Source organism: Dongia sp., from assembly GCF_041905885.1.
Lineage (GTDB): Bacteria > Pseudomonadota > Alphaproteobacteria > Dongiales > Dongiaceae > Dongia.
On the sequence record NZ_JAYRKD010000008.1, the window covers coordinates 24,935 to 49,178 of the forward strand.

Annotated in this window: 26 protein-coding genes; 12 read left to right on the top strand and 14 right to left on the bottom strand. The window is 66.5% G+C overall.

The features are described 5' to 3' along the window. Positions 1-25: 25 nt before the first annotated feature. Positions 26-685, top strand: a complete 660-nt coding sequence (locus tag ACH2CY_RS10235) for a hypothetical protein (RefSeq protein WP_395018696.1) — start codon at positions 26-28, stop codon at positions 683-685. Positions 686-691: 6 nt separating this feature from the next. Here ACH2CY_RS10235 and ACH2CY_RS10240 read toward each other — a convergent pair whose 3' ends face one another. Together ACH2CY_RS10240 and ACH2CY_RS10245 are read right to left on the bottom strand one after the other, a co-directional pair. Further along, on the bottom strand, positions 692-1,042 hold the full coding sequence (locus ACH2CY_RS10240; protein WP_395018698.1) for a hypothetical protein: 351 nt from the start codon (positions 1,040-1,042) through the stop codon (positions 692-694). Positions 1,043-1,122: 80 nt separating this feature from the next. Further along, on the bottom strand, positions 1,123-1,482 hold the full coding sequence (locus ACH2CY_RS10245) for a hypothetical protein (RefSeq protein ID WP_395018700.1): 360 nt from the start codon (positions 1,480-1,482) through the stop codon (positions 1,123-1,125). 244 nt (positions 1,483-1,726) lie between these two features. Here ACH2CY_RS10245 and ACH2CY_RS10250 point away from each other — a divergent pair, with 244 nt between their 5' ends. Further along, positions 1,727-2,641 (top strand): oxaloacetate decarboxylase, encoded by a 915-nt coding sequence (locus ACH2CY_RS10250; protein WP_395018702.1) that lies wholly within the window; start codon positions 1,727-1,729, stop codon positions 2,639-2,641. A gap of 3 nt (positions 2,642-2,644) precedes the next feature. Here the strand turns inward: ACH2CY_RS10250 and ACH2CY_RS10255 are convergent, their stop codons facing one another. Together ACH2CY_RS10255 and ACH2CY_RS10260 are read right to left on the bottom strand one after the other, a co-directional pair. After that, positions 2,645-3,169 (bottom strand): PAS domain-containing protein, encoded by a 525-nt coding sequence (locus tag ACH2CY_RS10255; protein WP_395018703.1) that lies wholly within the window; start codon positions 3,167-3,169, stop codon positions 2,645-2,647. A gap of 145 nt (positions 3,170-3,314) precedes the next feature. Continuing rightward, a complete protein-coding gene (locus ACH2CY_RS10260; protein ID WP_395018705.1) occupies positions 3,315-3,803 on the bottom strand; it encodes a hypothetical protein in 489 nt (162 codons plus the stop codon). A gap of 125 nt (positions 3,804-3,928) precedes the next feature. Between ACH2CY_RS10260 and speB the strand changes: the two genes are divergently transcribed. From speB to ACH2CY_RS10275, 3 genes are all read left to right on the top strand, one after another. After that, positions 3,929-4,900, top strand: a complete 972-nt coding sequence (speB, locus tag ACH2CY_RS10265) for an agmatinase (protein ID WP_395018707.1) — start codon at positions 3,929-3,931, stop codon at positions 4,898-4,900. A 4-nt stretch (positions 4,901-4,904) separates the two neighbouring features. After that, positions 4,905-5,765: a protein phosphatase 2C domain-containing protein gene (locus ACH2CY_RS10270; RefSeq protein ID WP_395018708.1), complete on the top strand. Its 861-nt coding sequence runs from the start codon at positions 4,905-4,907 to the stop codon at positions 5,763-5,765. Between the two features lie 83 nt (positions 5,766-5,848). Next, positions 5,849-6,325: a hypothetical protein gene (locus ACH2CY_RS10275; RefSeq protein WP_395018710.1), complete on the top strand. Its 477-nt coding sequence runs from the start codon at positions 5,849-5,851 to the stop codon at positions 6,323-6,325. Here the strand turns inward: ACH2CY_RS10275 and ACH2CY_RS10280 are convergent. From ACH2CY_RS10280 to ACH2CY_RS10295, 4 genes are read right to left on the bottom strand one after another with little or no spacing between them, the layout of a single operon-like run. Next, positions 6,322-9,561 carry an efflux RND transporter permease subunit gene (locus ACH2CY_RS10280; RefSeq protein ID WP_395018712.1) on the bottom strand — a complete coding sequence of 1,080 codons (3,240 nt, stop codon included), beginning with the start codon at positions 9,559-9,561 and terminating at the stop codon, positions 6,322-6,324. The genes ACH2CY_RS10275 and ACH2CY_RS10280 overlap by 4 nt on opposite strands. After that, a complete protein-coding gene (locus ACH2CY_RS10285; protein ID WP_395018713.1) occupies positions 9,558-10,559 on the bottom strand; it encodes an efflux RND transporter periplasmic adaptor subunit in 1,002 nt (333 codons plus the stop codon). Before ACH2CY_RS10285 ends, ACH2CY_RS10280 begins: the two co-directional genes overlap by 4 nt. Positions 10,560-10,569: 10 nt before the next feature. Further along, the gene (locus ACH2CY_RS10290) at positions 10,570-10,914 is read right to left on the bottom strand and encodes a rhodanese-like domain-containing protein (protein ID WP_395018715.1); all 345 of its coding nucleotides are present in this window, start codon (positions 10,912-10,914) and stop codon (positions 10,570-10,572) included. Continuing rightward, entirely contained in the window at positions 10,911-11,273 is a 363-nt protein-coding gene (locus ACH2CY_RS10295; protein WP_395018717.1) for an ArsR/SmtB family transcription factor, read from the bottom strand. Before ACH2CY_RS10295 ends, ACH2CY_RS10290 begins: the two co-directional genes overlap by 4 nt. A 179-nt stretch (positions 11,274-11,452) precedes the next feature. Between ACH2CY_RS10295 and ACH2CY_RS10300 the strand changes: the two genes are divergently transcribed. The 5 genes from ACH2CY_RS10300 to ACH2CY_RS10320 all read left to right on the top strand — a co-directional run bounded on the left by ACH2CY_RS10300 (position 11,453) and on the right by ACH2CY_RS10320 (position 15,100). After that, positions 11,453-12,733 (top strand): NAD(P)/FAD-dependent oxidoreductase, encoded by a 1,281-nt coding sequence (locus tag ACH2CY_RS10300; protein ID WP_395018719.1) that lies wholly within the window; start codon positions 11,453-11,455, stop codon positions 12,731-12,733. 15 nt (positions 12,734-12,748) lie between these two features. Beyond that, complete coding sequence (locus ACH2CY_RS10305) at positions 12,749-12,952, top strand: DUF2892 domain-containing protein (RefSeq protein ID WP_395018721.1); 204 nt, start codon at positions 12,749-12,751, stop codon at positions 12,950-12,952. Positions 12,953-12,978: 26 nt separating this feature from the next. Next, positions 12,979-13,338 (top strand): carboxymuconolactone decarboxylase family protein, encoded by a 360-nt coding sequence (locus tag ACH2CY_RS10310; RefSeq protein ID WP_395018723.1) that lies wholly within the window; start codon positions 12,979-12,981, stop codon positions 13,336-13,338. A gap of 86 nt (positions 13,339-13,424) precedes the next feature. Further along, positions 13,425-14,738 carry a ferric reductase-like transmembrane domain-containing protein gene (locus ACH2CY_RS10315; RefSeq protein WP_395018725.1) on the top strand — a complete coding sequence of 438 codons (1,314 nt, stop codon included), beginning with the start codon at positions 13,425-13,427 and terminating at the stop codon, positions 14,736-14,738. Then, positions 14,735-15,100, top strand: a complete 366-nt coding sequence (locus ACH2CY_RS10320) for a cytochrome b5 domain-containing protein (protein ID WP_395018727.1) — start codon at positions 14,735-14,737, stop codon at positions 15,098-15,100. The genes ACH2CY_RS10315 and ACH2CY_RS10320 overlap by 4 nt, the downstream gene beginning before the upstream one ends. A 16-nt stretch (positions 15,101-15,116) precedes the next feature. Here ACH2CY_RS10320 and ACH2CY_RS10325 read toward each other — a convergent pair whose 3' ends face one another. From ACH2CY_RS10325 to ACH2CY_RS10345, 5 genes are all read right to left on the bottom strand, one after another. Next, positions 15,117-15,371 carry a formate dehydrogenase subunit delta gene (locus tag ACH2CY_RS10325; protein WP_395018729.1) on the bottom strand — a complete coding sequence of 85 codons (255 nt, stop codon included), beginning with the start codon at positions 15,369-15,371 and terminating at the stop codon, positions 15,117-15,119. A gap of 31 nt (positions 15,372-15,402) precedes the next feature. Continuing rightward, positions 15,403-16,296 (bottom strand): formate dehydrogenase accessory sulfurtransferase FdhD, encoded by an 894-nt coding sequence (fdhD, locus tag ACH2CY_RS10330; RefSeq protein ID WP_395018731.1) that lies wholly within the window; start codon positions 16,294-16,296, stop codon positions 15,403-15,405. After that, positions 16,293-19,136: a formate dehydrogenase subunit alpha gene (gene fdhF, locus ACH2CY_RS10335; RefSeq protein WP_395019031.1), complete on the bottom strand. Its 2,844-nt coding sequence runs from the start codon at positions 19,134-19,136 to the stop codon at positions 16,293-16,295. Before fdhF ends, fdhD begins: the two co-directional genes overlap by 4 nt. A gap of 81 nt (positions 19,137-19,217) precedes the next feature. Then, positions 19,218-20,774, bottom strand: coding sequence for a formate dehydrogenase beta subunit (locus ACH2CY_RS10340; RefSeq protein ID WP_395018733.1), 1,557 nt, complete (start codon positions 20,772-20,774; stop codon positions 19,218-19,220). Continuing rightward, positions 20,771-21,298, bottom strand: a complete 528-nt coding sequence (locus tag ACH2CY_RS10345) for a formate dehydrogenase subunit gamma (RefSeq protein ID WP_395018735.1) — start codon at positions 21,296-21,298, stop codon at positions 20,771-20,773. Before ACH2CY_RS10345 ends, ACH2CY_RS10340 begins: the two co-directional genes overlap by 4 nt. A 580-nt stretch (positions 21,299-21,878) precedes the next feature. Between ACH2CY_RS10345 and ACH2CY_RS10350 the strand changes: the two genes are divergently transcribed. Continuing rightward, positions 21,879-22,568: a HAMP domain-containing protein gene (locus tag ACH2CY_RS10350; RefSeq protein WP_395018737.1), complete on the top strand. Its 690-nt coding sequence runs from the start codon at positions 21,879-21,881 to the stop codon at positions 22,566-22,568. Beyond that, complete coding sequence (locus ACH2CY_RS10355; RefSeq protein WP_395018739.1) at positions 22,565-23,092, top strand: hypothetical protein; 528 nt, start codon at positions 22,565-22,567, stop codon at positions 23,090-23,092. The genes ACH2CY_RS10350 and ACH2CY_RS10355 overlap by 4 nt, the downstream gene beginning before the upstream one ends. Before the next feature lie 69 nt (positions 23,093-23,161). On the opposite strand, the gene ACH2CY_RS10360 is transcribed toward ACH2CY_RS10355, so the two are convergent. Then, a complete protein-coding gene (locus tag ACH2CY_RS10360) occupies positions 23,162-23,779 on the bottom strand; it encodes a PRC-barrel domain-containing protein (protein WP_395018740.1) in 618 nt (205 codons plus the stop codon). Between the last annotated feature and the right edge of the window lie 465 nt (positions 23,780-24,244).

The following is a 24,244-nucleotide window of genomic DNA, read 5'->3' on the forward strand; positions in this document are numbered from 1 at the left end:
CTGACTGAACGCTTAAGTTGCAGGCATGGAAAAGCCCATCCTGCGCCGGGTCGGATTGATCCTGCTCGCGACATCCTTGGCCTCGTTCGCCTGGACGATATGGTCCGGGCGGAATACGCATCATTATGATTTCTCGACCGACGTGTCCCTCCTGGTCGCCGCGATCGCGATTCTCCGCGGCAGTCTGACCGTCGCCAATTGGACGCGCCGTCTTGGCGCCTTCTCCCTCGGTGGCGCTGGAGCCCTGGCTGTCTATTGGGTTTTCAATCAGCCGATGGCACTGCTGTGGGCTCGGTTTCGTCTCGACACAGAACAAACGATCGGCAGCCTCGCCTACGCGACTCTCCTTGCTGCGATCATCGCCTGGGCGGTGCGGGAGCTCAGCCGAGTGCCCGGGATCACAGACGCTGCGACCGGTTCGTTCAGCGCAATTCCGACGCGATGGGCTTTCATCGGTGGCATTGCCTTTGCTCTGGCCATCGGGGCGGTTGTCCTCCCCATGGGCTATGGCGAAACCGGGGCGAAGGGCCTGCAACTTGCCAGCCTGAAGTTCGGACCGGGCGTCAACTACCATCTGTCCGGGCTGGACGTTAGATATGACGCCGACGGCAAGCACGTCGCTGCGACCGTCGATGCCTGGAATGACACACTCTTTGTCGAAGTGCCGGTCCGCTGGGACGAATAGCCCGGCCTACTTCTTCAGCAGTGGCCCCAGTTCGCTATCGTAGAGCGCGAGCAGGTCCTGGACCGAGGGGCTGTCGCAGCCCTGGCGGCGCACCAGGTAGATGACGTCGCGCTTCACGCCTTCGATCAGGGAGAGGCGCTCGCCGGCGCCGAGCTCGTGGTTGGTCTGGGCGTCGAGAAAGCTGGACCATTTGCGCCAGGCCGCGTCGTCGTCCGGGGCACCGCGGCAGAGCTGGGCGGCGTAGATCGCCATCTGGTAACGGCCATAGACCAGGTCCATGTCGTTGGTCATCGACGCCGCCGCGGCCGGCGAGATCATGGACAGGATGCCGAGTCCGGCGCGGGCAAAGAGCCGCATGCTGCTCCCCAAAAGGCAGCGCCGGTCCCGTTGCCGGGACCGGCGCTCAAACCAATTCAATCCGGCGTCGCGAAAAGCGACTACTGCGCCAGCGGCGCGAGCTCCGCGTCATAGAGCGACAGCAGGGTCTTGGTGCCTTCGCTCTCGCAGCCCTCGACCCGGGCCGCCTTCCAGGCGCCGCTCTTGGCCTCTTCGATCAGGGTCAGGCGCTGGCCGCCGCCGATCTCGTGGTTGACCTTGGCGTCGATGTAGGGGCCCATCTTCGCCCACTGCGAAGCATCATGCTTCATATAACGGCAGAGCTCCGCGACGCGCACGGCTTCCTGATACTTGGTCCAGGTGGCCGCCATGTCTTGGGCCGACGCGGTACCGCTCATGCCAAGGGTGATGCCGGTCAGCATTCCGGCAGCGGACAGGGCGATAAAGCTCGATTTCAGCATTTTTGTGCCTCTTTTATGGATGTTCCCCAAATGACCTCGCCGGGTGGGGACCGAGAGCCAAGCGATACCACAATTCAACAGGATTTCGCTGCGCAAAGCAACTAAGCCCTTCGTCACACCAAGCCCCACCCCCAACCCCGGGCGCGATACATTAACGGACCAAACCCGAAGACGTTCCATCGCGGAACGCCTTGGGGTATCGGTTAAAAACAGCCCCCTTCTTTCATGCTGGGCGAGGTCCCCGATGCGCCGCACCACCCTGTTCCGGCAACTGGTTGAAGCCGACGAGATTCTGGTCCTGCCGGGCGTCCACGACGCGCTCTCCGCCCGGCTGGCCGAGGCCGCCGGCTTTTCGGCCGTGACCTGCGGCGGCTATGCGGCCACGGCGAGCCTCCTGGGGGCGCCGGACATCGCCCAGCTTTCCATGACCGAGATGGCCGACATGTACGCCCGGCTGGCCGATGCGACCAAGCTGCCGATCCTGGCCGATGCCGATACCGGTTATGGCAATGCGATCAATGTCGCCCGGACCGTGCGCGCCTTCGAGCGCGCCGGAGTCGCGGCACTGTTCATCGAGGACCAAGTGGCGCCGAAACGCTGCGGCCACATGGATGGGAAGCGGGTCATCCCGGTCGCGGAGATGGTGGCGAAGCTGAAAGCCGCGCTCGACGCGCGGACCGACCCGGACCTGGTCATCATGGCCCGCACCGATGCCCGCGCCACCGAGGGACTGGAAGCCGCGATCGAGCGGGCGCAGATCTACCGCGCGGCCGGCGCCGATCTCATATTCGTCGAGGCGCCGCTGACGGTCGATGAGATGTCGCGGGTCTGCTCCGAGGTGCCGGCGCCCTGCATGGCCAACAATGTCGAGGGCGGCAAGACACCGCTGCTCTCGGCCGAGGCGCTGCAGGAGATCGGCTATGCCGTGGTCGCCTTTCCGGTCGCCGCGACCTATGTGATCGCCCATGCGCTGGCCAGGTTCTACGGCGTGCTCAAATCGACCGGCGAGTCGAGCAGCCTGCAGAAGGAGATGTCGAGCTTCTCGGCCTTCCACGACATCGTCGGCCTCGCGGGGCTCCGCGAGTTCGAGCGCGGGTGCGAATCCTTCGCCCGCGATCTGCTGGAGCGCGTGGCGGAGCCCGACGCGCGGCCGGAATAGAACTCAGCCGTTGGGGAATACCCGCACTTCGGGCATCTCCTCGATCAGGTGCGGATCGAGCTGGTCGTAGACTTCGATCGCGATGAAGCTGCCGGCGGGATCGCCGTCGCGCTCCAGCGGCAGCAGCGCGAACTCGTATTCCATCGGCGCTTCATCCGGCCAGGTGACCCGGTTGACGCCGATGATGCCGATCTGGGTCGCGTGGAGGGTGCGATAGCATTCCAGCCATTCGATCGAATCGCGGCCCTTGTAGTCCAAGGCGTCGAGATAGCGGCCGGAGAAATCGAGCCGCGAGAAGGCGGCGACCTTGGTGCCGACCAGCCGGAAGAAGACGCGAAAAGGATCGGCCTCGATGTCGCCCAGCAGCAGCGAGGAGAGCAGCGCCGGCACCTCGGTGGGATCGAAGGCGGTGCGGGGACCGGGCCGGCCGTTGCGCTTCAGCCGCAGCCAATACTCGAACAGCAGCCGCGCCTTGTCGGTCTGGGCTTGATCGGCGCGTTCGAAATCGCGGTAGGGACGGTCGGCCATGGCTCGACGTCGTTTACTCGGGTGTTGGGGCCTCAAGATGGCTCGGATCCGGAGTCTCTGCCAACTTTGTTAACAACTGGTGATAGAATCCGGCCGAAATGCCAGGGGATGAGACGTGGCGTCCCACTCCGTCAAATCTATCAGCCTAACCAACGGCGGCGACGCCCAGCAGGTCGAGCCAGCGCTGCAGCCGTTTCATCTGGAGGTCGGCCGGACCTTGCGCCGCGCGGCTGTAGAGGACCAGCGCCGTGTGGCTGGCATCGAGCGGCTGCAGCGCGATGTTGATCATATCCGGGACGTTGAACAAAGCCGAGCGCTGCACCAGCACGTAGCGGAGACTGGCCTCGTCCGCGGCGACGATTTCCGTGCGCGGCTCGAGGCGCGGCAGCGCCTTGATCCGGGCGACCACCTCGGCGGCGGAGAGCGGCAGCGGCGCCAGCATGAGATCGACCCTGGTGGAACAGAGCCCCGGCGCGCAAGCGAGCGCATCGCTGCCACTGCGCTTCAGTTCGGTAAAGTCGACAAACTCGGCAATCACCGGCGGCGCCAACAGCTGCATGGTCGCAAATGCACTGCCGACCAGGATCAGCAGGGCGATCAGGATACTGCCCGCGATGCGGCTGCGGCGTTGCATGGTTCCGTCTATTCCGTGGCAAAAGCCTGCGCAAAACTATAGCATCCGGCCTCGATCGTCCCGGATATTCCGGGCTGCCCACCCAACGGATCAACTGGCGGATCAACAGCTGCGGATCGAGGATCATGAGCAACGATTTCCAAGGCGATGGCGCGATCCAGCGCAAGGGCCTGCTGGGCTCCAATTACGAGATGACCTTCGGCGGCATTCTCTCCTTCATGCGCCGCACCTTCACCAAAGACCTCGCCGGCGCCGACCTGGTGGTGAGCGGGGTGCCTTTCGATCTCGCGGTCACCGACCGGCCGGGCGCCAGGCTCGGGCCGAACGGCATCCGCGCAGCATCAGCCGAGGTCGCCTCGCTGTTTCCCTATCCCTGGGGCTTCGATCCGTTCCAGGATCTCGCGGTCAGCGATTACGGCGACTGCTTCCTCGACGTGCACAACCCGCTGACCATCCAGGACGCCATCACCAACCATGCGCGCAAGATCCTGGCCAGCGGCGCGCGGATGCTGACGCTCGGCGGCGACCATTTCATCACCTATCCGCTCTTGACGGCGCATGTCGAGAAATTCGGCAAGCCGCTCTCGCTCATCCATTTCGACGCCCATTGCGACACCTGGGCCGACGACACGCCGGGCACGCTTAACCACGGCACCATGTTCTACAAGGCGGTGAAGGACGGGCTGATCGACCCCAAGCGCTCGGTGCAGATCGGCATCCGCACCTGGAACGACGACTATATGGGGATCCGCATCCTCGACGCGCAATGGGTGCATGACCATGGCACCAAGGCGGTGGTCGAGGAGGTCATGCGCGTGGTCGGCGATCACACCGCTTATCTCACCTTCGACATCGACTGTCTGGACCCCGCCTTCGCGCCCGGCACCGGCACGCCGGTCTCGGGCGGCCTCTCCAGCGCCCAGGCGCTGGCGATCCTGCGCGGCTTCGGCGAGATCGACATCTGCGGCATGGACGTGGTCGAGGTCTCGCCGCCCTTCGACCATGCCGAGATCACCGCTCTGGCCGCGGCCCATATCGCCGTGGACATGATCTGCCTGATGCGCAACCGCAAGGTCGCCGGGAAGCTGACGCGCTAGTTCGGTGCGGCTCGAAGTCCTCGACTCGCTGAGCGATCCGGCCAAGCCCGGCGGCGAGAACGAAGACCGCATCGGCTGGAATGCGAGTGCCGCCTTCGTGATCGACGGCGCGACCAGCCTCGGCGACCCGGTGGTCGCACCGCCCGCCAGCGACGCCGCCTGGATCGCCGAATGGGCGCGCGAGCGCATGGCGGCCGGGCTCGCGCCGGATCGATCGCTGCGCGAGATCGTGCGCGACCTCAGCGCCGCGGCGCGGGCGCAGTTCTTCGCCAGCGCCGCGCCGGACGTCGAGCGCTATCGACACCCGAGCGCCAGCTTCCAATCGCTGCGCCTGACCGAAGCCGGGCTGGAGATCGCGGGCCTGGGCGATTGCACCTTGTTCCTGCGCGACGGCGCCGGGTCGCTCACCCGCTACAGCGGTCTGCGCGCCGGCCGTTCGGGTGAGCAGAGCGGCGCGCGGATGGCGCTGAACCGCATGGGCGGACTTAATGCCGCGGGCGAGGGCTTTCGCGACGCGGAGACGCTGGCCGCCTTGCGCGCCTCGCGTGCCAGGCACAACACCGCCGGCGGCGTCTGGACCCTCGGCATCCATCCGGAGGCCGGCGAGCATGTCCGGATCGAGATGCCCGAGGCGCCTATGCCGGCGCTCGGCCTGCTCTGCAGCGACGGCTTCGCGGATATCCTGGACAATTACGCGCTGCACACGACCGCAGGCCTGATGGACCGGGCGGAACGGAACGGCCTGGCGCCGCTGCTGGCCGAGATCCGCCGCATCGAGCGCGACATCGACCCCAACGGCCTGCAATTCCCACGCTACAAGCGCAGCGACGATGCTTCCGCGGTTCTGGTGCGGGTGAGCGGATAGCGCGCATCCAATTGCCCGCCTCGGTGTTCTAAACTGCAGCGCGGTCGAAATCTTAACGGCCGGCGATCCTGATGGAGGAGAGAATGCGCAAGCGGGTGTTTCTGGGTGTTTCGGCGGTGGCCGCGGTTCTGGTCGCGCAGGGTGTCCTGGCCCAGGGCCTGAGCGAGCTGGATCGGGCCTTGGCGAAGGCCGATCCCAGCGGCGAGCTGCTGGCCGGCTTCAACGAGCTCGCCTCCGCGACCACCAACATCGCCCCGCCCTCTGCGTCGCCAGACCAGGACAAGGCCAAGGCCGCCGAGGTCCGCGCCGCGCTCCAGGACCCTAACGGCATCGCGCTGGCCCGCGACCCGGCGCAGCGCGGCAATGCCGACGCGGTGGCGCCGCGGATCGCGCAGCTGGCCGCGACGATGGAGCAGAATATCGGCGACCGGCTGAGCGCCGACGCCAAGGCCGGGCTGGTCAACGACTTCAAGGCGGTGGCGCAATATATGGTGATCGTCCGCCCGGGTGACCTCTGGTACTGCCAGATCCACGGCACCCGCGTGCTGCTGCCCTGCTAGGCTGGTTCGGCTGGCTTCGCCATCGGCTTATCGGCATCGCGTAGCACGACGTAGATCGCCGGGATCACCAGCACGGTGAGCAAAGTCGATGAGGCGAGGCCGAACAGCAGCGAGATCGCCAGGCCCTGGAAGATCGGGTCCAAGAGGATCGTCGCGGCGCCGATCATCGCCGCCAAGGCGGTCAGCAGGATCGGCTTGAAGCGGACCGCGCCCGCCTCGAGGATCACTTCGCGGAGGGTCTTGCCCGCGCTCGCCCCATGGCGGATGAAATCGACCAGCAGGATCGAGTTGCGCACGATGATGCCGGCCAAGGCGATGAAGCCGATCATCGAGGTTGCGGTGAAGGCGGCGCCCAGCAGCCAGTGGCCAAGCAGGATGCCGATCAGGGTCAGCGGGATCGGGGTCAGGATCACCAGCGGCAGGCGGAAGCTCCGGAACTGGGCCACCACCAGGATGTAGATGCCGAGGATGGCGACGCCGAAGGCCGCGCCCATGTCCCGGAAGGTGACATAGGTGATCTCCCATTCGCCGTCCCAGAGCAGGCTCGGTTTCGATTCATCGAGGGGCTGGCCGTGGATCGAGATCGTGGGCTTCGGCAGGTCACCCCAGTCGGCCTGGTCGACCAGCTGGTTGACCGCGAGCATGCCGTAGATCGGCGCTTCAAACTGGCCAGCGAGCTCGGCCTGCACCATATCGGCGAAATGGCCGTCGCGGCGGAAGACGGCCGGCGAGCCCTGCTCTTCCGTTACATGCACCACGTCACCCAGCTCCACCACCGCCTTGTTGCCGGGCTGGGCATTGGCGGGAACCGGGGTCGAGGCCAATTGCGCATCCCAGGTGAGCGCGCTCTTCGGCAGGCGCACCGCAATCTCGATCGGGTTGCGGCCTTCGCCACGGTGCGAGTAGCCGACCGTGACGCCGCCCAGCAACGCCCGGATCGTGTCATAGACGTCGCTCTGCTCGACTCCGTAGAACTCGAGCTGGTCCTGGTCGATCGCGATCCGCAGCCGAGGCCGGGCCGCGCCGACGGAATCGTCGATGTCGACGATGTAGGGGACCGAGGCGAAGATCGCTTTGAGCTTCGCCGTCACGGCCCGGCGGGTCGCGGCGTCGGGCCCATACACCTCGGCCAGCAGCGTCGCCAGCACCGGCGGTCCCGGCGGCACCTCGACTACCTTGAGCGCGGTGCCCGCCGGGAGTTTCAGCGCCTGCAGCTGCTTGCGGATGTCGAGGGCGATCGCGTGGCTGGTGCGGGCGCGCTCCGCCTTGTCGGCGAGGTTGATCTGCAGCTCGCCCAGCTCCGGCAGACGACGAAAGTAGCTGTGCCGCACCAGGCCGTTGAAGTTGAACGGCGCCGCCGTCCCGGCATAGGCCTGGATCGAGCGCACCTCGGGCGTGGTCTGGACGACGCGCGCGGCCTGCAGTAGCAGGCGCTCGGCATCCTCCAGGCTGGCGCCTTCCGGCAGGTCGAGCACCACCGAGAGCTCCGACTTGTTGTCGAAGGGCAGCAGCTTCACCGTCACGTCCTTGGTGGCGAACAGCACGCAGACCGCCAAGGTCGCGAGCCCCACCGAGAGCAGGAAGGCCCAGGCAGTCACCCGCGAGCGCACGATCGGCCGCGCCACCTTGAGATAGAGCCGGCCGAGGCGCCCGACGGCATGATGGTGCTTGGCATTGGCCGCGGCCGCGTTCTCGGCCTTCGCCGGCGCCAGCTTCAGCATCAGCCAGGGCGCCACCACCATGGCGACCACGAAGGAGAACAGCATGGCGGCCGAGGCGTTGGCGGGGATCGGCGCCATATAGGGGCCCATCAGGCCGGAGACAAAGAGCATCGGCAGCAGTGCCGCGATCACCGTCAGCGTCGCGACGATGGTCGGGTTGCCGACCTCGGCCACCGCCTCGATCGCGGCCTGCAGGCGGTTGCGGCCGTCGCCCATCGCCCAATGCCGGGCGATGTTCTCGACCACGACGATCGCGTCATCGACCAGGATGCCGATCGAGAAGATGAGGGCGAACAGGCTGACCCGGTTGATGGTGTAGCCCATCAGGTTCGCGGCGAACAAAGTCAGCAGGATGGTGGTCGGGATGACAATCAGCGTCACCAGCGCTTCCCGCCAGCCGATCGCGAGTGCGATCAGCACCACGATCGAGACCGTGGCGAGGCCGAGGTGGAACAGCAGCTCGTTGGCCTTGTCGTCGGCGGTCTTGCCGTAGTCGCGCGTGACCTCGAGATTGAGATCGGTCGGGATCAGGCGGCCCTGCAGGGTCTCGGCGCGGGCGAGGATGTCGCGTGCCACCACGACCGCATTGGCGCCGGCGCGCTTGGCGATCGCGAGGCTGACCGCCGGCACCGGCGCCCAGTCGCTTCCCGCGGCGCCGGGCGCGAGGTTCCAGACCCGGTGTTCTTGCGGGCTCGGCCCCACCACCACGGCGGCAAGATCGCGCACGTAAACCGGGCGGCCGTCGCGGGTGGTGACCAGCAGCAGGCCGATATCCGGCACGCCGCCGAGGGTCTGCCCGGCGGCAACCGAGAAGGTGGTCCCCGCCTCGCGCACCCCGCCCGCGAGGAACGAGCGGTTGGCGCCCTGCACCTTGGCGATAAGCTGCTGCAGGGTGACGCCGTACAGCGCCAGTCTCTCCGGATCGGGCTCGACCCGGATCTGCTGCGCATCGCCGCCGACGATATAGGTGAGGCCGACATTGTCGGTCTTGACCAGCTCGGCGCGGAGCTGGTCAGCGACCTCGTAGAGATCCTTGGCGGTCCAGCGCGCCGCCGCTTCCGGCTTCGGCGCGAGTGTCAGCACGACGATCGCGACATCGTTGATGCCGTGACCGACGATGAGCGGCTCGGGGATGCCGTTCGGGATCTTGTCGTAGTTGGCGCGGATCTTCTCATGCACCCTGAGGATTGCGTCGTCCTCGCTGGTGCCGACCAGGAAGCGCGCGGTCACCATCACCCGGTCGTCCACGGTCTGGCTGTAGACGTGCTCGACGCCGTTGATGCTCTTGACGATCTCTTCCAGCGGCTTGGTGACGAGCTCGACGGCGTCGGGACCCTTGAGCCCGTCGGCCTGCACCAGGATATCGACCATCGGCACGCTGATCTGCGGCTCTTCCTCGCGTGGGATGGTTAGCAGCGCGATCAGGCCCGCCGCCAGTGCGGCCAGCAGGAAGAGCGGCGTCAGCGGCGAGCGGATCGAGGCCCGGGTGAGCAGGCCGGAAAGCCCGAGCTTCACGGCCGCACCAGCACGTCACCCGCGGCGATGCCGGAGAGAATCTCGATGCCCACGGGCATGTCGGGCAACGCGGTCGCGCGGCCACGTTGCACCGGCACGTCGATGGTCTTGCCGTCAGGCTGCCGCAGACTGACGTAATCGGTGCCGAAGCGGGTGGTGATGAAGCTCGCCGGCACGACGAAGCTCTTCCGCTCGCCGCCGGAGATCCAGACGCGGATGCGCTCGCCGACGAAATAGTCGCTGAGGCCCTGCACCTTCGCGTCGGCGACCACACGGCCGTCCTCGATCTCGGGATAGACCAGGCTGATCGTCCCCTGGTCGGATTGCGCCAGGCCGGCGGCCTCGCCGTCGAGCCGGATCGGATCGCCGGCTTTGAGGAACCGCGCGTGGCGCTCCGGCACGCGGATCCGCAGCACGAAGTCCTGCTCGGCGATGGTGGCGAGCGGCTCGCCCGCGAGAACCACGCTGCCCGCCGTCACCGGCACGGTCAGCACGCGCCCGGCGGAAGGCGCCAGCACCTGGCCTTCGGTGAGCTGCTGCTCGACCACCGCCCGCTGGCCGGTCTGTGCCTTCAGGCTGTTGCTGGCGACGTCGACATTGGTCTGCGCCTGGTCGAGCTGCTGCTTCGGGATCGCTCCCGTCTTGTAGATTCGCTGCGCCCGCTCGAAGTCGATCTGCGCCTGGGCGAGCTGCGCCTTCAGCCCGGCGATCTGCGCATCGAGGGCGCGCAGCTGCAAGACCAGCTTCTCGTCGCCGACGCTGCCGATCACCTGGCCGCGCTCCACGCGGTCGCCCTGCTTCACGGTCAGCTCGGCGATGGTGCCGCCGATCCGGGCGCGCGCCGGCACGACGTTGACGCTCTCGACCGTGGCAAAGACCGCCTTTTCGTCGGTCAAGGTCACCGGGGCAACGGTGAAGGTCTCCGCGGCGAAGGCGCGGCCGGTGAGGCTGAACCCCAGCGCAAAAGCGGTCAGCGCGGCGATGTGGAGCGGACGCATTGGGATGCCTCTATTTCTCCCGCGGCTTGCCGGTCGCGGGGTCGATGGCGATGGTCGGCAGGCCCTCGGCCTTCCAGGCCTGCAGGCCGCCGGCGAGGTGCGCGGTGTGCTTCAGGCCCGCGGCCTGGCAGCGCGCGACCGCCATGGCGGAGCGCTTGCCGGTGCCGCATTGGAAGATGAGATCGACGTTCTTCGGCAAGGCATGCGGGTCGAAACTGGAAAGCGGGAACAGCAGCGCGCCGTGGATGCGCTCGGCGGCATACTCGCCGGGCTCGCGCACATCGATCACCTCGACGCCGCCGATTTTCATGCGGGCCGCGACTTCGACCGGGGTGAGGTCATGGATCTTGCTCATTTCCGGGTGCTCCTGTTGGTCTTCGGGGTCAGTTTTCCCTCCGGCGCGCAGAGCGGCGAAGGGGCGCAATAGAGCCGATACAGCGTTTCCAGAAGTGCCTTGGCCTCCGGACTGCTGATCGCGTACCAGATGGTCTGCCCGTCCCGCGTCGCGGAGAGCAGACCGTCGCGGCGGAGCAGCGCCAGGTGCTGGGACACCGTCGAATCGCGGATGCCTAGGAACTCCGCCAACTGTCCCACCGACCGCGGGCCCTCGATCAGCTGGCAGACGATCATCAGCCGGTGCGGGTTGGCCAGCGCCTTCAGCAGCTCGCTCGCCGCCCCTGCGGCATTTCGCATCGTCTCGACGTCTACTTTCATATTTACGTATCTACGATAGTACGTATATATAGTCAAGCACCGAATGCACCCTGCGCGGTTTTGCGCAGGATCGACGCAGTCGGCTGCAACGACGCGCAGGGTCGCAGGATCCGCGCGTCCCATCATTGCTAGAAGTCAAAGGCGGCCGCGACGCCGCCGGGAACCCGGAGGGAATGCCAATGGCGGAGATTGTGGTGCTCGGGGCCGGCCTCAGCGGGACGCTGATGGCCTTCGAGATGAATGCGAAGCTCAGGAAGGAGGATCGCCTGACCCTGATCGGCCAGGGCGACACCTATCACTTCGTGCCCTCGAACCCCTGGGTCGCGGTCGGCTGGCGCGACCGGGAATCGATCGAGGTCGCGCTGCCGGAGGTGATGGCGAAGAAGAAGATCCGCTATCTCGGCACCGGCGCGAAGAAGGTGCATCCGGCGGAGAACCGCGTCGAGCTGATGGACGGAGAGTCCATCGCTTACGACTATCTCATTATCGCGACCGGTCCCGATCTCGCCTTCGACGAGATTCCCGGCCTCGGTCCCAAGGGCTTCACGCAATCCGTCTGCCATGTCGATCACGCGGTCCATGCCCGGGCCGCCTTCGACAAGCTGGCGGCCAATCCCGGGCCGATCGTGGTCGGCGCGGTGCAGAGCGCCTCCTGCTTCGGCCCGGCCTATGAGTTCATCCTGATCCTGGAGACCGAGCTCCGGAAGCGGAAGCTGCGCGACCGCGTGCCCATGACCTTCGTGACCTCGGAGCCCTATATCGGCCATCTCGGCCTGGACGGGGTCGGCGACACCAAGGGCCTGCTGGAGAGCGAGTTCCGCGAGCGCCACATCAAATGGGTCACCAATGCCAAGGTGAAGGCAGTCGCCGAAGGCAAGATGATGGTCGAGGAACTCAGCGAGGACGGCGCGCTCAAGAAGACCCACGAGCTGCCGTTCGCCTATTCCATGATGCTGCCCGCCTTCCGCGGCGTCGCGGCGGTGCGCGGTGTCGAGGGCCTCACCAACCCGCGCGGCTTCATCCTGGTGGACAAGCACCAGCGCAACCCGACCTTCCGCAACATCTTCTCGATCGGCGTCTGCGTCGCCATCCCGCCGATCGGGCCGACCCCGGTCCCGGTCGGCGTGCCGAAGACCGGCTTCATGATCGAATCCATGGTGACCGCGACGGCGCATAACATAAGCGCGCTTCTGCGTGGGAACGAGCCGAAGTCGCAGGCCACCTGGAACGCCTTCTGCCTCGCCGACTTCGGCGACGGCGGCGTGGTGTTCGTCGCCCAGCCGCAGATCCCGCCCAGGAACCTCAACTGGTCGGCAAAAGGCGACTGGGTGCATCTCGCCAAGGTCGGCTTCGAGAAATACTTCCTCCGCAAGATCCGCCGCGGCGAGAGCGATCCGTTCTACGAGCGCTTCCTCCTGGACACGCTCAACATCCGCAAGCTGAAAGAACCTGCTGAGTAACAAAGGAGCTTTGACATGAAGATCGACAATGCTGTTCTCTCGTTCGCCGGCGTCATGGTGCTGGCGAGCCTCGCCCTCGGGCTGTGGGTGAGCCCGCTGTGGTTCTGGCTGACCGCCTTCGTCGGCGCCAACATGCTGCAGGCCGGCTTCACCGGCTTCTGCCCCGCGGCCAAGATCTTCAAGGCGCTGGGGGTGAAGCCGGGCCAGGCCTTCCGCTGATCCCGCGCCCAGGCAGGAGCCCGATCATGAATCACGACTGGCCGAAAACGACGACCGACCTCTCGCAGGCGATCCGCGAGCTTCGGACCGGCGCGCCGGAGCCGATGAAGGCCTTTTCGGCGCTGGCCAAGGCGGCGCTGCAGCCGAAGGCGCTCGACACGAAGACCAAAGAGCTGATCGCCCTCGGCATCGCGGTCGCGATCCGCTGCGACGGCTGCGTCGCCTTTCACGCCGAGGCCGCGGTCAAGCAGGGCGCCTCACGCGACGAGGTGATGGAGACGATGGGGATGGCGGTCTATATGGGCGCCGGTCCGAGCGTCATGTACGCGGCCCAGGCGGTCGAGGCCTACGACCAGTTCAGCGCGAGGAAGCAGGCGGCCGAGTAGCCCCTCCGGCGGCGCGATTGACTTCGGTCAATCCCACCGCCGCCGGTTCATGCGATTCTTCCGTCGCATCGTCTGGGTGGAGCGCCGTGTCGGTCGACGCACAGAACAAGCTGAAGGCTGCGCCGTTGGCGGCCATCCTGATCGGCGGCCTGCCTGGCTGGATTGCCGCGGTGGAGCGCCTGCTGCTCGCACCGGGCACGTCTTGGTCGGCGGTGCTGCACGGCCTCGGCGACGCCGCCGCCATCCTCGGCATGAGCCTCTTCGCCGCGAGCCTGGTGCTGATGCTGCGCGTCGGCTGGCTCGAGCGGCTGCTCGGCGGCCTCGACAGCCTCTATCTCGCCCATCACCTTGCTGGCGCCCTCGCTTTTCTCGTTCTGCTGCTCCATCCCGTGACTCTCGCGCTGCGGGTCTTGATCGAGAATGGCGCGGCGCGCGTGTTCGACACGACCTTTCCGAACCCGGCGCATGCCGGGGAATTCCTGGGCTGGGTGACGCTGATCTGGCTCATGGCGATGATGCTCGCGACTTTTCAAGCCCGGCTGTCCTATGTCGGATGGAAGTGGCTGCATGCCTCGGCCGGGATCGCGTTCCTGTTCGGGACCGGTCATCTGCTGCTGGTGCAGCGAACCAGCGATTGGGCCATGCCGCTGCTCGCGCTCTGGATCCTGGCGGGGTTGGGCGCGCTGGTCTGGCGGTTGCTGATCGACCGCGGCGTCGTCGCCGGGCGCCGCTTTGTCGTGGAAGGCGCACGTGACCTCGGCGAAGGCGTCGTTGAGCTCACCCTGCGGCCCTTGGGCCGGCCCCTCGCCTTCCGGCCGGGGCAGTTCGTGTTCGCCGCATTCTACGATACGGAAGGCTATCGTGGCTGCGCCGAATATCATCCTTTCACCATCGCTTCGGCCGCCGGCGATCCCGCCCTGCGGCTGGTGGTCAAGGCGCTGGGCGACTGCACCAGTCGCATGCAACGGATGCGGCCGGGCGTCCCGGTGCGCGTGCATGGCCCGTTCGGCGCGTTCTGGCCGGAAATCGTCGATCGTCCGCAGGTCTGGATCGCGGGCGGCATCGGCATCGCCCCCTTCCTCTCGATGGCTGCGGCGCTGGCGGAGGAAGGACCGCCAGTGTCGCTCTACTACGGCGCGGCGAGCCGCCGCGAGGCCACGGGCCTTCCTGAGCTGGAGCGCATCGCGGCACGGCGTTCGCGGCTGACGCTGGTGCCGATGTTCGCCGATCGCGGAGAGCTACCGGGCGTCGACCGCATCGCCGCGGAGACCGGATCGCTCACCGGCGCGGAGTACTTCATCTGCGGACCGGCCGCCATGGTCACAGCCGTGAGCCGTGACCTGCAGGCCGGCGGCGTGGCGGAGGCCGACATTCACATCGAGAGGCTCGATTTCCGATGAAAAACCTCGTCCTCGGCGCCGGCCTCTCCTTCTGGATCGCGATGGCGGCGATCTGGATCTTCGCCGCCTGGGCGCCGCCCGTCACGCAACCCGCGACCGCGGATGCGGCGAAAGCGGAATACACCGCCGCCGAGGTCGCCGCGCATGGCGATGCCGCGAGCTGCTGGCTGATCATCAACGGCCAAGTCTACGACGTGACCGCCTACATTGACGAGCACCCGGCCAATCCGCGGACGATCCTGGATTATTGCGGAAAGGAAGCCACGCGCGGCTTCGACACCAAGGACCGCGATCGGCCGCATTCCGACGCAGCCGCGCGGCTGCTCGATCGCTTGCGCATCGGGGCGCTTTCCGGCGACTGAGAGCCTATCGAGCGGCTCAGCCACTGGCCTCGACGTCGGAATGGGCGTGCGTCTCTTCCTGCTCCAGGACCTGCAGCGCCTCGAGCGAGTTCGGCTTCAAGCCGTGATCCGGCTTCTTCATGATCGCGTAGATCTGGTGCAGCATCCGGGGATCCCAGAATTTCTCGATATGCTCCTTGATGCCCTTCACCGCCTGGTCGTGCGGATAGCTGTTGAAGAAGTCGCCGATCTGGTTGGCCATGTAGACCAGCTTCTCGCCGGTGGATTTCATTTGTTTGACCGTCGGTTCAGGGTTGGATGCGTCAGCTTTGAATTCTTCGGGCGCCGGTGAACAGCTTCATGCTGTCCGAACGCGCGAGCGCCAGCAGCGTGAGGTCGTAGCTCCCGGCGAGCTTGATGGCAAGATGGGTCGGCGCGGAGACCGCGGCCAGCACCGGGATGCCCGCCGAGATCGCCTTCTGCGCCATCTCGAAGGAGCAGCGGCTGGTGATCAGGGCGAAGCCCCGGCCGCAATCGGCTCCGTCCTTGGCCAGCGCGCCGATCAGCTTGTCGAAGGCATTGTGCCGGCCGACATCCTCGCGCACGCCGACGATCCTGCCGTCCGGCTGGCAGAAGGCGGCGGCGTGCAACGCATGGGTGATGCGGTTCAAGCCCTGCAGGGCGGGCAGCGCGTCGAGCGCGTGGTGGATCGCCTGCGGGCTGACACGAAGCTCGGAATTGAGCTTCGGCAGATCGCGCAAGGCCTGGTCCAGGCTCTCGACGCCGCAGAGGCCGCAGCCGGTGCGGCCCTGAAGGGCGCGGCGATGTTCCTTCAGGCGGAAGAAAGCGCGGGAGCTGATCTCGATCCTGGCCTCGATGCCTTCGCCGGCGCGGGCGACCTCGCAGCCGCCGAACTCGGACTTGGATTCGATGATCCCCTCGGTCAGCGAGAAGCCGAGCGCGAAATCCTCGAGGTCGGTCGGGCTCGCCATCATGACGACGTGGCTGAGGCCGTTATAAACCATGGCCACCGGGACTTCCTCGGCCACCGGCTCGGCATGGGATTCAGTGCCCGCCGCATCGCGGCGCAGCAGTTGATAGGCGGCCTCGGCGATCGGCTTCTGCAGCTTCGCCGCCTCGCTCTCCCCACAAGGAGAAGGCGAGGCGGTCGCGCTTGCTTCCAGAGGCCCGCTCTTCAATGACTGGGTGGCGGTCATTCCGCCGCGGTCTTGCCCGCGATCTGGCGGGTGTCGTCGCGCAGCTTGGCGTATTTCAGCTGCCATTCCGACGGCCGGTTGGTGGGACGCACCTCGACCGCGGTCACCTTGTATTCGGGGCAGTTGGTGGCCCAGTCGGAGAAGTCGGTGGTGACCACGTTCACGCCGCTGCCGAAGTGGTGGAAGGTGGTGTAGACCACGCCGGGCTGCATGCGGTCGGAGATCAACGCCGCCAGCGCGGTCTCGCCGGCCCGGCTCATCACCGAGACGATGTCGCCGTCATGGATGCCGCGCTGCTCGGCGTCGTGCGGGTGGATCTCCAGCACGTCCTCGTCATGCCAGGCGATGTTGCCGGTGCGCCGGGTCTGAGCACCGACATTGTACTGCGAGAGGATGCGGCCGGTGGTCAGGAGCAGCGGGAACTTCGCCGTGCTCTTCTCGTCGGTCGGGACGTATTCGGTCAGCACGAAGCGGCCCTTGCCGCGCACGAACTTGCCGATATGCATGATCGGCGTGCCGTCCGGCGCCGCGTCGTTGCAGGGCCACTGCACCGAGCCCTGCTCCTCGATCTTCCTGAAGGAGACGCCCTTGAAGGTCGGGGTCATGGCCGCAATCTCGTCCATGATCTCGGAGGGGTGCTTGTAGTCCATCTTGTAGCCCAGCGCGTTGCTGAGCAGCATGGTCACTTCCCAATCGGCGTAGCCCGGCACCGGCGGGGTCGCCTTGCGCACCAGGTTGATGCGGCGCTCGGCGTTGGTAAAGGTGCCGTCCTTCTCGAGGAAGGTGGTGCCTGGGAGGAAGACATGAGCGAAGTTCGCGGTCTCGTTCAGGAACAGATCCTGCACGACCACGCATTCCATGGCCTCGAGGCCGCCGGTCACGTGCTTGATGTCCGGGTCGGACTGGGCGATGTCCTCGCCCTGGATGTAGATGCCCTTGAAGCTGCCGTCGATCGCGGCGTCCAGCATGTTGGGAATGCGCAGGCCCGGCTCGCTCTCGAGCTTCACGCCCCAGAGCGATTCGAACGACTCCCGCACCGCGTCGTTAGAGACGTGGCGATAGCCGGAGAATTCGTGCGGGAAGGAGCCCATGTCGCAGGAGCCCTGCACGTTGTTCTGGCCACGGAGCGGGTTCACGCCGACGCCCATGCGGCCGATATTGCCGGTCGCCATGGCGAGGTTGGCAATGCCGATGACCGTGGTCGACCCCTGGCTGTGCTCGGTGACGCCGAGGCCGTAATAGATCGCCGCGTTGCCGCCGGTGGCATAGAGCCGCGCCGCCGCACGGACGTCGGCCGCGGGCACGCCGGTCAGATGCTCGGTCGCTTCCGGCGAGTTGCGCTCTTCCGAGACGAAGTTGCGCCAGAGCTCGAAATCGGCCGGCTCGCAGCGCTCCTTCACATAGGCTTCGTTGATCAGGCCTTCGGTCGCGATCACATGCGCCAGCGCGTTGATGATGGCGACATTGGTGCCGGGACGCAGAGCGAGGTGATAGTCGGCCTTCACATGCGCGTCGTTCACCAGATCGATGCGCCGGGGATCGATGACGATCAGCCGAGCGCCCTCGCGAATCCGCTTCTTCATGCGGCTGCCGAACACCGGATGCGCGTCGGTCGGGTTGGCGCCCATCACCAGGATGACGTCGGCTTCCATGACGCTGTCGAAGGTCTGGGTGCCGGCCGAGGTGCCGAGCGTGGTGCCGAGGCCATAGCCGGTCGGCGAATGGCAGACCCGGGCGCAGGTATCGACGTTGTTGTTGCCGAAGGCGGCGCGAACCAGCTTCTGGACCAGATAGGTCTCTTCATTGGTGCAGCGGGACGAGGTGATGCCGCCGACTGAGCCGCGGCCGAATTTCGCCTGGATGCGCTTGAACTCCGAGGCGGCGTGGCTGATCGCCTGCTCCCAGGAGACTTCCTGCCAGGGATCGGTAATCTTGGAGCGGATCATCGGCTTGGTGATGCGGTCCTTATGTGTCGCATAGCCCCAGGCGAACCGGCCCTTGACGCAGGAATGGCCGTGGTTCGCACCGCCGTCCTTGTAGGGCATCATGCGCACCACCTCGGTGCCGCGCATCTCGGCCTTGAACGAGCAGCCGACACCGCAATAGGCGCAGGTGGTGACCACGCTGTGCTCCGGCTGGCCGGCCTCGATAACGCTCTTCTCCATCAAGGTCGCGGTCGGGCAGGCCTGCACGCAAGCGCCGCAGGAAACACATTCGGAGGCGAGGAAATCCTCGTCCTGGCTGGCCGCAACGTGGCTGGCGAAGCCACGGCCGTCAATGGTCAGCGCGAAGGTGCCTTGCACTTCCTCGCAGGCGCGAACACAACGCGAGCAGACGATGCATTTCGAGGGATCGAAGGTGAAATAGGGATTGCTCTCGTCCTTCACCGCATCGAGATGGTTGTCGCCCTCGTAGCCGTAGCGCACTTCTCGCAGGCCCACGGCACCTGCCATGTCCTGCAGCTCGCAATCGCCATTGGCGGCGCACGTGAGGCAGTCCAGCGGATGGTCGGAGATGTAGAGTTCCATGACGTTGCGGCGGAGCTTCGCCAGCTTCGGCGTCTGGGTCTTCACCTTCATGCCGTTCTCGGCCGGCGTGGTGCAGGAGGCCGGCGTGCCGCGGCGCCCTTCGATCTCGACCAGGCAGAGGCGGCAGGAACCGAAAGGCTCGACCGAATCCGTCGCGCAGAGCTTCGGGATCTGGAAGCCCATCTCGGCGGCGGCGCGCATCACCGAGGTGCCTTCCGGCACCGAGACCGCGATGCCGTCGATCTCCAAGGTCACCGTCCTCTCGGAGACGCGCCCGGGCGTGCCGTAATCCGGTTCCTTGATGAGCGTCAGCGGCCCATTCTGGGAAGCCTGGGGAGCGACGATCGGGTTGGCGACGGGTGCGTTCATGGGGGCTTTCCTTGCCTTAAGCCGTTACTCGGCGGCCTTGCGGCTGGGTTTGTCGAAATCTTCGGGGAAATGGCGAATGGCGCTCTGGACCGGGAACGGCGTCAGGCCGCCCAGGGCGCAGAGCGAGCCGTCGACCATGGTCTCGCAGAGGTCGTCGAGCAGCCTGAGATTCTTCTCGCGCTGGGTGCCGGCGATGATCCGATCGATTACCTCGACGCCGCGGGTCGAGCCGATGCGGCAGGGCGTGCACTTGCCGCAGGATTCCGCCGCGCAGAATTCCATCGCGAAGCGGGCCTGCTGCGCCATGTCGACCGTGTCGTCGAACACGACCAGGCCGCCATGGCCCAGCATCGCCTTCACGGCGGCGAAGGCTTCGTAGTCCATCGGGATATCGAGCTGGTCGCCGCGCAGATAAGCGCCCAAGGGGCCGCCGACCTGCACCGCACGAACCGGGCGGCCGCTCAAGGTGCCGCCGCCGAAGTCATAGACCAGTTCCTTCAAGGTCACGCCAAAGGCCTTCTCGACCAGACCGCCCTGGCGGATGTTGCCGGCGAGCTGGAACGGCTGGGTGCCGCGCGAGCGGCCCATGCCGTAGTTCTTATAGAAGGCGGCGCCGTCGTCGATGATCACCGGCACGGAGGTGAAGGAGAGCACGTTGTTGATGACGGTCGGCTTGCCGAACAGGCCCTTCAGGGCCGGGAGCGGCGGCTTTGGGCGGATGACGCCGCGCTTGCCTTCCAGGCTCTCCAGCAGCGAAGTCTCCTCGCCGCAGATATAGGCGCCGGCGCCGAGCCGCGTCTCGAGGTCGAAGCTCTTGCCGGAGCCGAGCACGTTCGGGCCGAGATAGCCGGAGTTGCGCGCGATCTCGATCGCCCGGCCCATCTGCCGGAAGGCGTCGGGATATTCCGAGCGGATGTAGATGAAGCCTTTGGTCGCACCGGTGGCGATCCCGGCGATGGTCATTCCTTCGATGAGGAGGAAGGGATCGCCTTCCATGATCATGCGATCGGCGAAGGTGCCGCTGTCGCCCTCGTCGGCATTGCAGACGATGTATTTCCGATCCGCTTCGGCCTTCAGGACGGTGTTCCACTTGATGCCGGTCGGGAAGCCGGCGCCGCCGCGGCCGCGCAGGCCGGATTCCGTCACCTCGGCGACGATCTCGGCCGGCTGCATCTGCAGCGCCTTGGCGAGACCGCGATAGCCGTTGTTGGCGCGGTATTCCTCGATCGAGAGCGGGTCGATGATGCCGCAGCGGGCGAACATCAGCCGCTCCTGCTGCTTCAGGAACGGGATCTCCTCCGGCTTGCCGAGACAGAGGCCATGCGCGCCGCCGCTCAGGAAATCGGCGTCGAACAGGCCGGCAAGATCGCCGGGCGCGACCGGACCATAGGCGATGCGGCCATTGGGCGTCGCCACCTCGACCATCGGCTCCAGCCAGTAAAGGCCGCGCGAACCGTTGCGCACGATCTGGATTTCCCGGCCCTTCTCGCGGGCCAGGCGCTCGATGGCCTGGGCGACCTTGTTGGCGCCGACGGCGACGGCCGAGGAATCGCCCGGGATGTATACCTTCACCGCGCTCATTCCGCGGCCTCCCGGCGACCGGCTTCGGCCTCGCGCATCAGCGCGTCGAGCTTTTCCGGGGTGAGGCGGCCGACCGTCTCGCCGTCGATCAGCGCCGAGGGTCCGCAGGCGCAGTTGCCGAGGCAGTAGATGGCACCGAGCGACCAGCGGCCGTCGGGAGTCTGGTGGTGGTAATCGACGCCGAGCTTCTTCTTCACATGGGCTTCCAGCTCGCGGGCGCCGACCGACTGGCAGGCCTCGGCGCGGCAGATGTGCAGCGCATGGCGCGCCGGCGGCACGCGGCGGAAGTCATGGTAGAAGGTGATGACGCCGTGCACTTCGGCGCGGCTCAAATTCAGCAGGTCGGAAAGATCCGGCACCGCGGCGTCATCGACATAGCCGAAGCGCTCCTGCAGGGCATGCAGGATCGGCATCAAGGCGCCGTCGAGGCCGCGATAGGTTTCGATGATCTGGCGGGCCTCGCCAGCATCCCAGGTTGAATCCCGCTGGGCCGCTGTGGCGTCGCTTTGACCGGCAGTGGTCATCCGTCCGATACTCCCGTATTCCGCTGAAAAATCGTGAACCTGCAAAGGCTTGCGGTCAAGATTCTCCCATCGATCGCTTGATAAATGAAATTTATCAAAGTGCGTCGCAACCACTGTAACCGACGCCTTCGTTCCGGCACTTGGCCGAGCGCGACATGAACGCCGCCGGTCCCGCCAAGCCACGTCTCGCAGCCTCTTCCGTTGGCCAATCTGCGCCGCGGGTGGTTAACAAATAGGAATTTCCGGGCCTCCGCGCCATCCGGAAGCCCCGGAATTTCCGGTTATAGCCCCGAATCAAACTCAAGGATGAGGCCGGAAAAGTCATGCGCAACATCAATTCCCGTTAACTTATATCAACAGCTCCTCGAGTAGGGTCGGCCGCCTCAGGAAAGGACCGATCACGAAGCTCGCCAATTTCCGCAAAACTCACCGGCGGCTCCATCGCAAACGTCGCCCTCATTCTCCTGCTGGCGGGCGCGGCGCTCTGGACCATCGACGATATGCGGCGCATGCAGGACGAGGGCGCGATCAGCTATCAGAACGCAGTCGACGCCACCGAAGCCGCGGCGCTGGGGCGGAGATGTACCAGATCATCGCCGACGCCGAGATCAACCGTGCCCTCGACCAGACGGCCAGGGACTGGGCCGACAAGAAGGCCGAGGCCGACCCGGATCTGGCCAAGGTCGGCGCGACCGCCAACACCGAGGCTGAGAAGGCGGCGATGGCCGAGGCCAAGACCGCCCACGACCAGCTGGTCGCCACCTTCGAAAGCGAAATGCTGAGCGGCATGGCCATCGTGCTCGGCCTGGCGATCGCCTTCCTGCTAACCCGCGCCATCGTGCGGCCGGTGAAGGCGATGACCGCGACCATGGGCCGGCTTTCGCGCGGCGACATGAGCGCCGAGATTCCCGGCATCGAGCGCAAGGACGAGATCGGCGAGATGAGCCAGTCGGTCCGGGTCTTCAAGGACAGCATGGTCGAGGCGGAATGCCTGCGGCAGGAACAGGAGCGGCGAAAGGTGGAAGCCGCCGCCCAGCGCAAGGCCGATATGGCGGGCCTTGCGGACCAGTTCGAGGCGGCCGTCGGTGGCATGGTGAAGACGGTGGCCAAGGCGTTCGACCGAGCTGCGCGCCTCCGCCCAATCCATGTCTTCAACCGCGGAGGAAACCAACAAGCAGGCCCAGGCCGTGGCCTCCGCCTCCAACGAGGCGACCACCAGCGTCCAGACCGTGGCCGCCGCCGCGGAGGAATTGTCGCTGTCGGTCGATGAGATCTCCCGCCAAATCACACGTCCAATGCCGTGGCCTCGAAGGCCGTCCAACAGGCCGAGACCACCAACAGCGAAGTTGCGAGGCTGGCCAGCGCCACCCAGAAGATCGGCGACGTGGTGCGCCTCATCGAGGAGATCGCCAGCCAGACCAACCTGCTCGCCTTGCCAAGGCAACCGAGGAGATCAGCGGTCAGATCGGGGCGGTCCAGAGCGCCACCCAGCACTCGGTCACGGCCATCAACGGCATCGGCGAGACCATCCGCTCGATCAGCACCGTCTCGGGCACGATCGCCGCCGCGGTCGAGGAGCAAACCGCCGCCACCAGAGAGATCGCCCGCAATGTCCAGCAGGCGGCTGCCGGCACCTCCGAGGTCACCGAGAATATCGTCAGTGTCGGTCAGGCCGCCAACGACACCGGCGCCGCCGCCAGCCAGGTGCTGGGCTCCGCCGAGGAGCTGTCGCACCAGGCCGAGCTGTTGCGCGGCGAACTCAGCCGCTTCATCGAGGTGGTGCGCGCCGCCTAGCAACCGGGGCAAAAAGAAACCGGCGGCGAGTCGCCTCGCCGCCGGTTTTGCTTTTGAACTCGACCGCGTTTACGGGTTGGTCGAGGTACCGCCCGCCGGAGCCGGGGCCGGCGGCGGGGCCGCGGCCGGCTGCTGGGCGTTCATCTCGGAGTTGATCTGCTCCGTGGTCTTGAAGTCCGGCGCCGCCTCGAGCTGGTCCTTGGTGTAGGAGATTTGGACCTGCTGCTGGTCCGGCTTCACGTCGATCTCCTTCCAGGTCAGGCCGACCGACTTAGCGCCGACGCCGAGCACGCCGCCGACCGAGAGGACGACGCCGGTCGCCTTCCCTTCCTTGTCCAGCAGGATGTCGTGCACGGTGCCGACCTTCTCGCCCTCGGCGTTGTAGACGGTCATGCCGATGATCTGGTCGGCCGTGACCTCGCCGTCGCTCTGGGCCGAGATCACCGCGTCACTCGGCGGCGGGTTGGCGGGCGCTGCTTCGGCGGCCGGGGCCGGGGCGGCTGCCGGCGGCGAGGCCGGGTTGTTCATGTCGGTGGTGCCGCCACTCTCATTCGTGGCCGGCGCCGGGGTCACCACGGGCGGCTGCTGGCTCTGGCCGGTGGCGCCGGTGTTGTCCTGCGCATAGGCGCTGGCGCCGATCGCCAGAAGCGATGCCGCTGCAGTCGTCATTAACAGGCGCTTCATCATTTCCTGTCTCCTTTATGGCGTTGCGGCGCCCCGAGAGAAGACCTTCGGGGCTTGCTCCCGGAACCCGCCGCAGAGGGCTCGCCCCAGGAGGCCGCGCTGTTGGAACAAGGCTCGCCGGTTGAAACTGTTCCGAGCTTGGGGATCAGCGCCGGCGCTCACGAAGCCGCGATGGAACATGCAACGACCATGTCCGCGTCGCGAGCACGCCCCGCTTCGCCGCGGCCGTTACCAGAGGTCAACCGGCGCTCTCCGTTCGGGTTCCGATGCCGGAAGGATCGCCGCATTGTCGTCACATTCCGCGGCAGCGAAGCGCTCGGGGCAAGATTGTGCGATCACGCACACTTGAGGACGCTGCAGTGGCAAAAAAACTCTTGCAGCGCGGGAAGCATGGCCGCATATAGCGATTGCGAGATGGTGCGCGGCGCGGCGCCCAACTCGCTTCCCGTCCGCGCCTGAGAGACTCGA

Excerpts from the sequence above, each read along its gene's own strand:
- ACH2CY_RS10235 (WP_395018696.1), top strand. The coding sequence starts at position 26 with ATGGAAAAGCCCATCCTGCGCCGGGTCGGATTGATCCTGCTCGCGACA.
- ACH2CY_RS10240 (WP_395018698.1), bottom strand. The coding sequence starts at position 1,042 with ATGCGGCTCTTTGCCCGCGCCGGACTCGGCATCCTGTCCATGATCTCG.
- ACH2CY_RS10245 (WP_395018700.1), bottom strand. The coding sequence starts at position 1,482 with ATGCTGAAATCGAGCTTTATCGCCCTGTCCGCTGCCGGAATGCTGACC.
- ACH2CY_RS10250 (WP_395018702.1), top strand. The coding sequence starts at position 1,727 with ATGCGCCGCACCACCCTGTTCCGGCAACTGGTTGAAGCCGACGAGATT.
- ACH2CY_RS10255 (WP_395018703.1), bottom strand. The coding sequence starts at position 3,169 with ATGGCCGACCGTCCCTACCGCGATTTCGAACGCGCCGATCAAGCCCAG.
- ACH2CY_RS10260 (WP_395018705.1), bottom strand. The coding sequence starts at position 3,803 with ATGCAACGCCGCAGCCGCATCGCGGGCAGTATCCTGATCGCCCTGCTG.
- speB (WP_395018707.1), top strand. The coding sequence starts at position 3,929 with ATGAGCAACGATTTCCAAGGCGATGGCGCGATCCAGCGCAAGGGCCTG.
- ACH2CY_RS10275 (WP_395018710.1), top strand. The coding sequence starts at position 5,849 with ATGCGCAAGCGGGTGTTTCTGGGTGTTTCGGCGGTGGCCGCGGTTCTG.
- ACH2CY_RS10285 (WP_395018713.1), bottom strand. The coding sequence starts at position 10,559 with ATGCGTCCGCTCCACATCGCCGCGCTGACCGCTTTTGCGCTGGGGTTC.
- ACH2CY_RS10290 (WP_395018715.1), bottom strand. The coding sequence starts at position 10,914 with ATGAGCAAGATCCATGACCTCACCCCGGTCGAAGTCGCGGCCCGCATG.
- ACH2CY_RS10295 (WP_395018717.1), bottom strand. The coding sequence starts at position 11,273 with ATGAAAGTAGACGTCGAGACGATGCGAAATGCCGCAGGGGCGGCGAGC.
- ACH2CY_RS10300 (WP_395018719.1), top strand. The coding sequence starts at position 11,453 with ATGGCGGAGATTGTGGTGCTCGGGGCCGGCCTCAGCGGGACGCTGATG.
- ACH2CY_RS10305 (WP_395018721.1), top strand. The coding sequence starts at position 12,749 with ATGAAGATCGACAATGCTGTTCTCTCGTTCGCCGGCGTCATGGTGCTG.
- ACH2CY_RS10310 (WP_395018723.1), top strand. The coding sequence starts at position 12,979 with ATGAATCACGACTGGCCGAAAACGACGACCGACCTCTCGCAGGCGATC.
- ACH2CY_RS10320 (WP_395018727.1), top strand. The coding sequence starts at position 14,735 with ATGAAAAACCTCGTCCTCGGCGCCGGCCTCTCCTTCTGGATCGCGATG.
- ACH2CY_RS10325 (WP_395018729.1), bottom strand. The coding sequence starts at position 15,371 with ATGAAATCCACCGGCGAGAAGCTGGTCTACATGGCCAACCAGATCGGC.
- fdhD (WP_395018731.1), bottom strand. The coding sequence starts at position 16,296 with ATGACCGCCACCCAGTCATTGAAGAGCGGGCCTCTGGAAGCAAGCGCG.
- ACH2CY_RS10340 (WP_395018733.1), bottom strand. The coding sequence starts at position 20,774 with ATGAGCGCGGTGAAGGTATACATCCCGGGCGATTCCTCGGCCGTCGCC.
- ACH2CY_RS10345 (WP_395018735.1), bottom strand. The coding sequence starts at position 21,298 with ATGACCACTGCCGGTCAAAGCGACGCCACAGCGGCCCAGCGGGATTCA.
- ACH2CY_RS10350 (WP_395018737.1), top strand. The coding sequence starts at position 21,879 with ATGTACCAGATCATCGCCGACGCCGAGATCAACCGTGCCCTCGACCAG.
- ACH2CY_RS10355 (WP_395018739.1), top strand. The coding sequence starts at position 22,565 with ATGAGATCTCCCGCCAAATCACACGTCCAATGCCGTGGCCTCGAAGGC.
- ACH2CY_RS10360 (WP_395018740.1), bottom strand. The coding sequence starts at position 23,779 with ATGATGAAGCGCCTGTTAATGACGACTGCAGCGGCATCGCTTCTGGCG.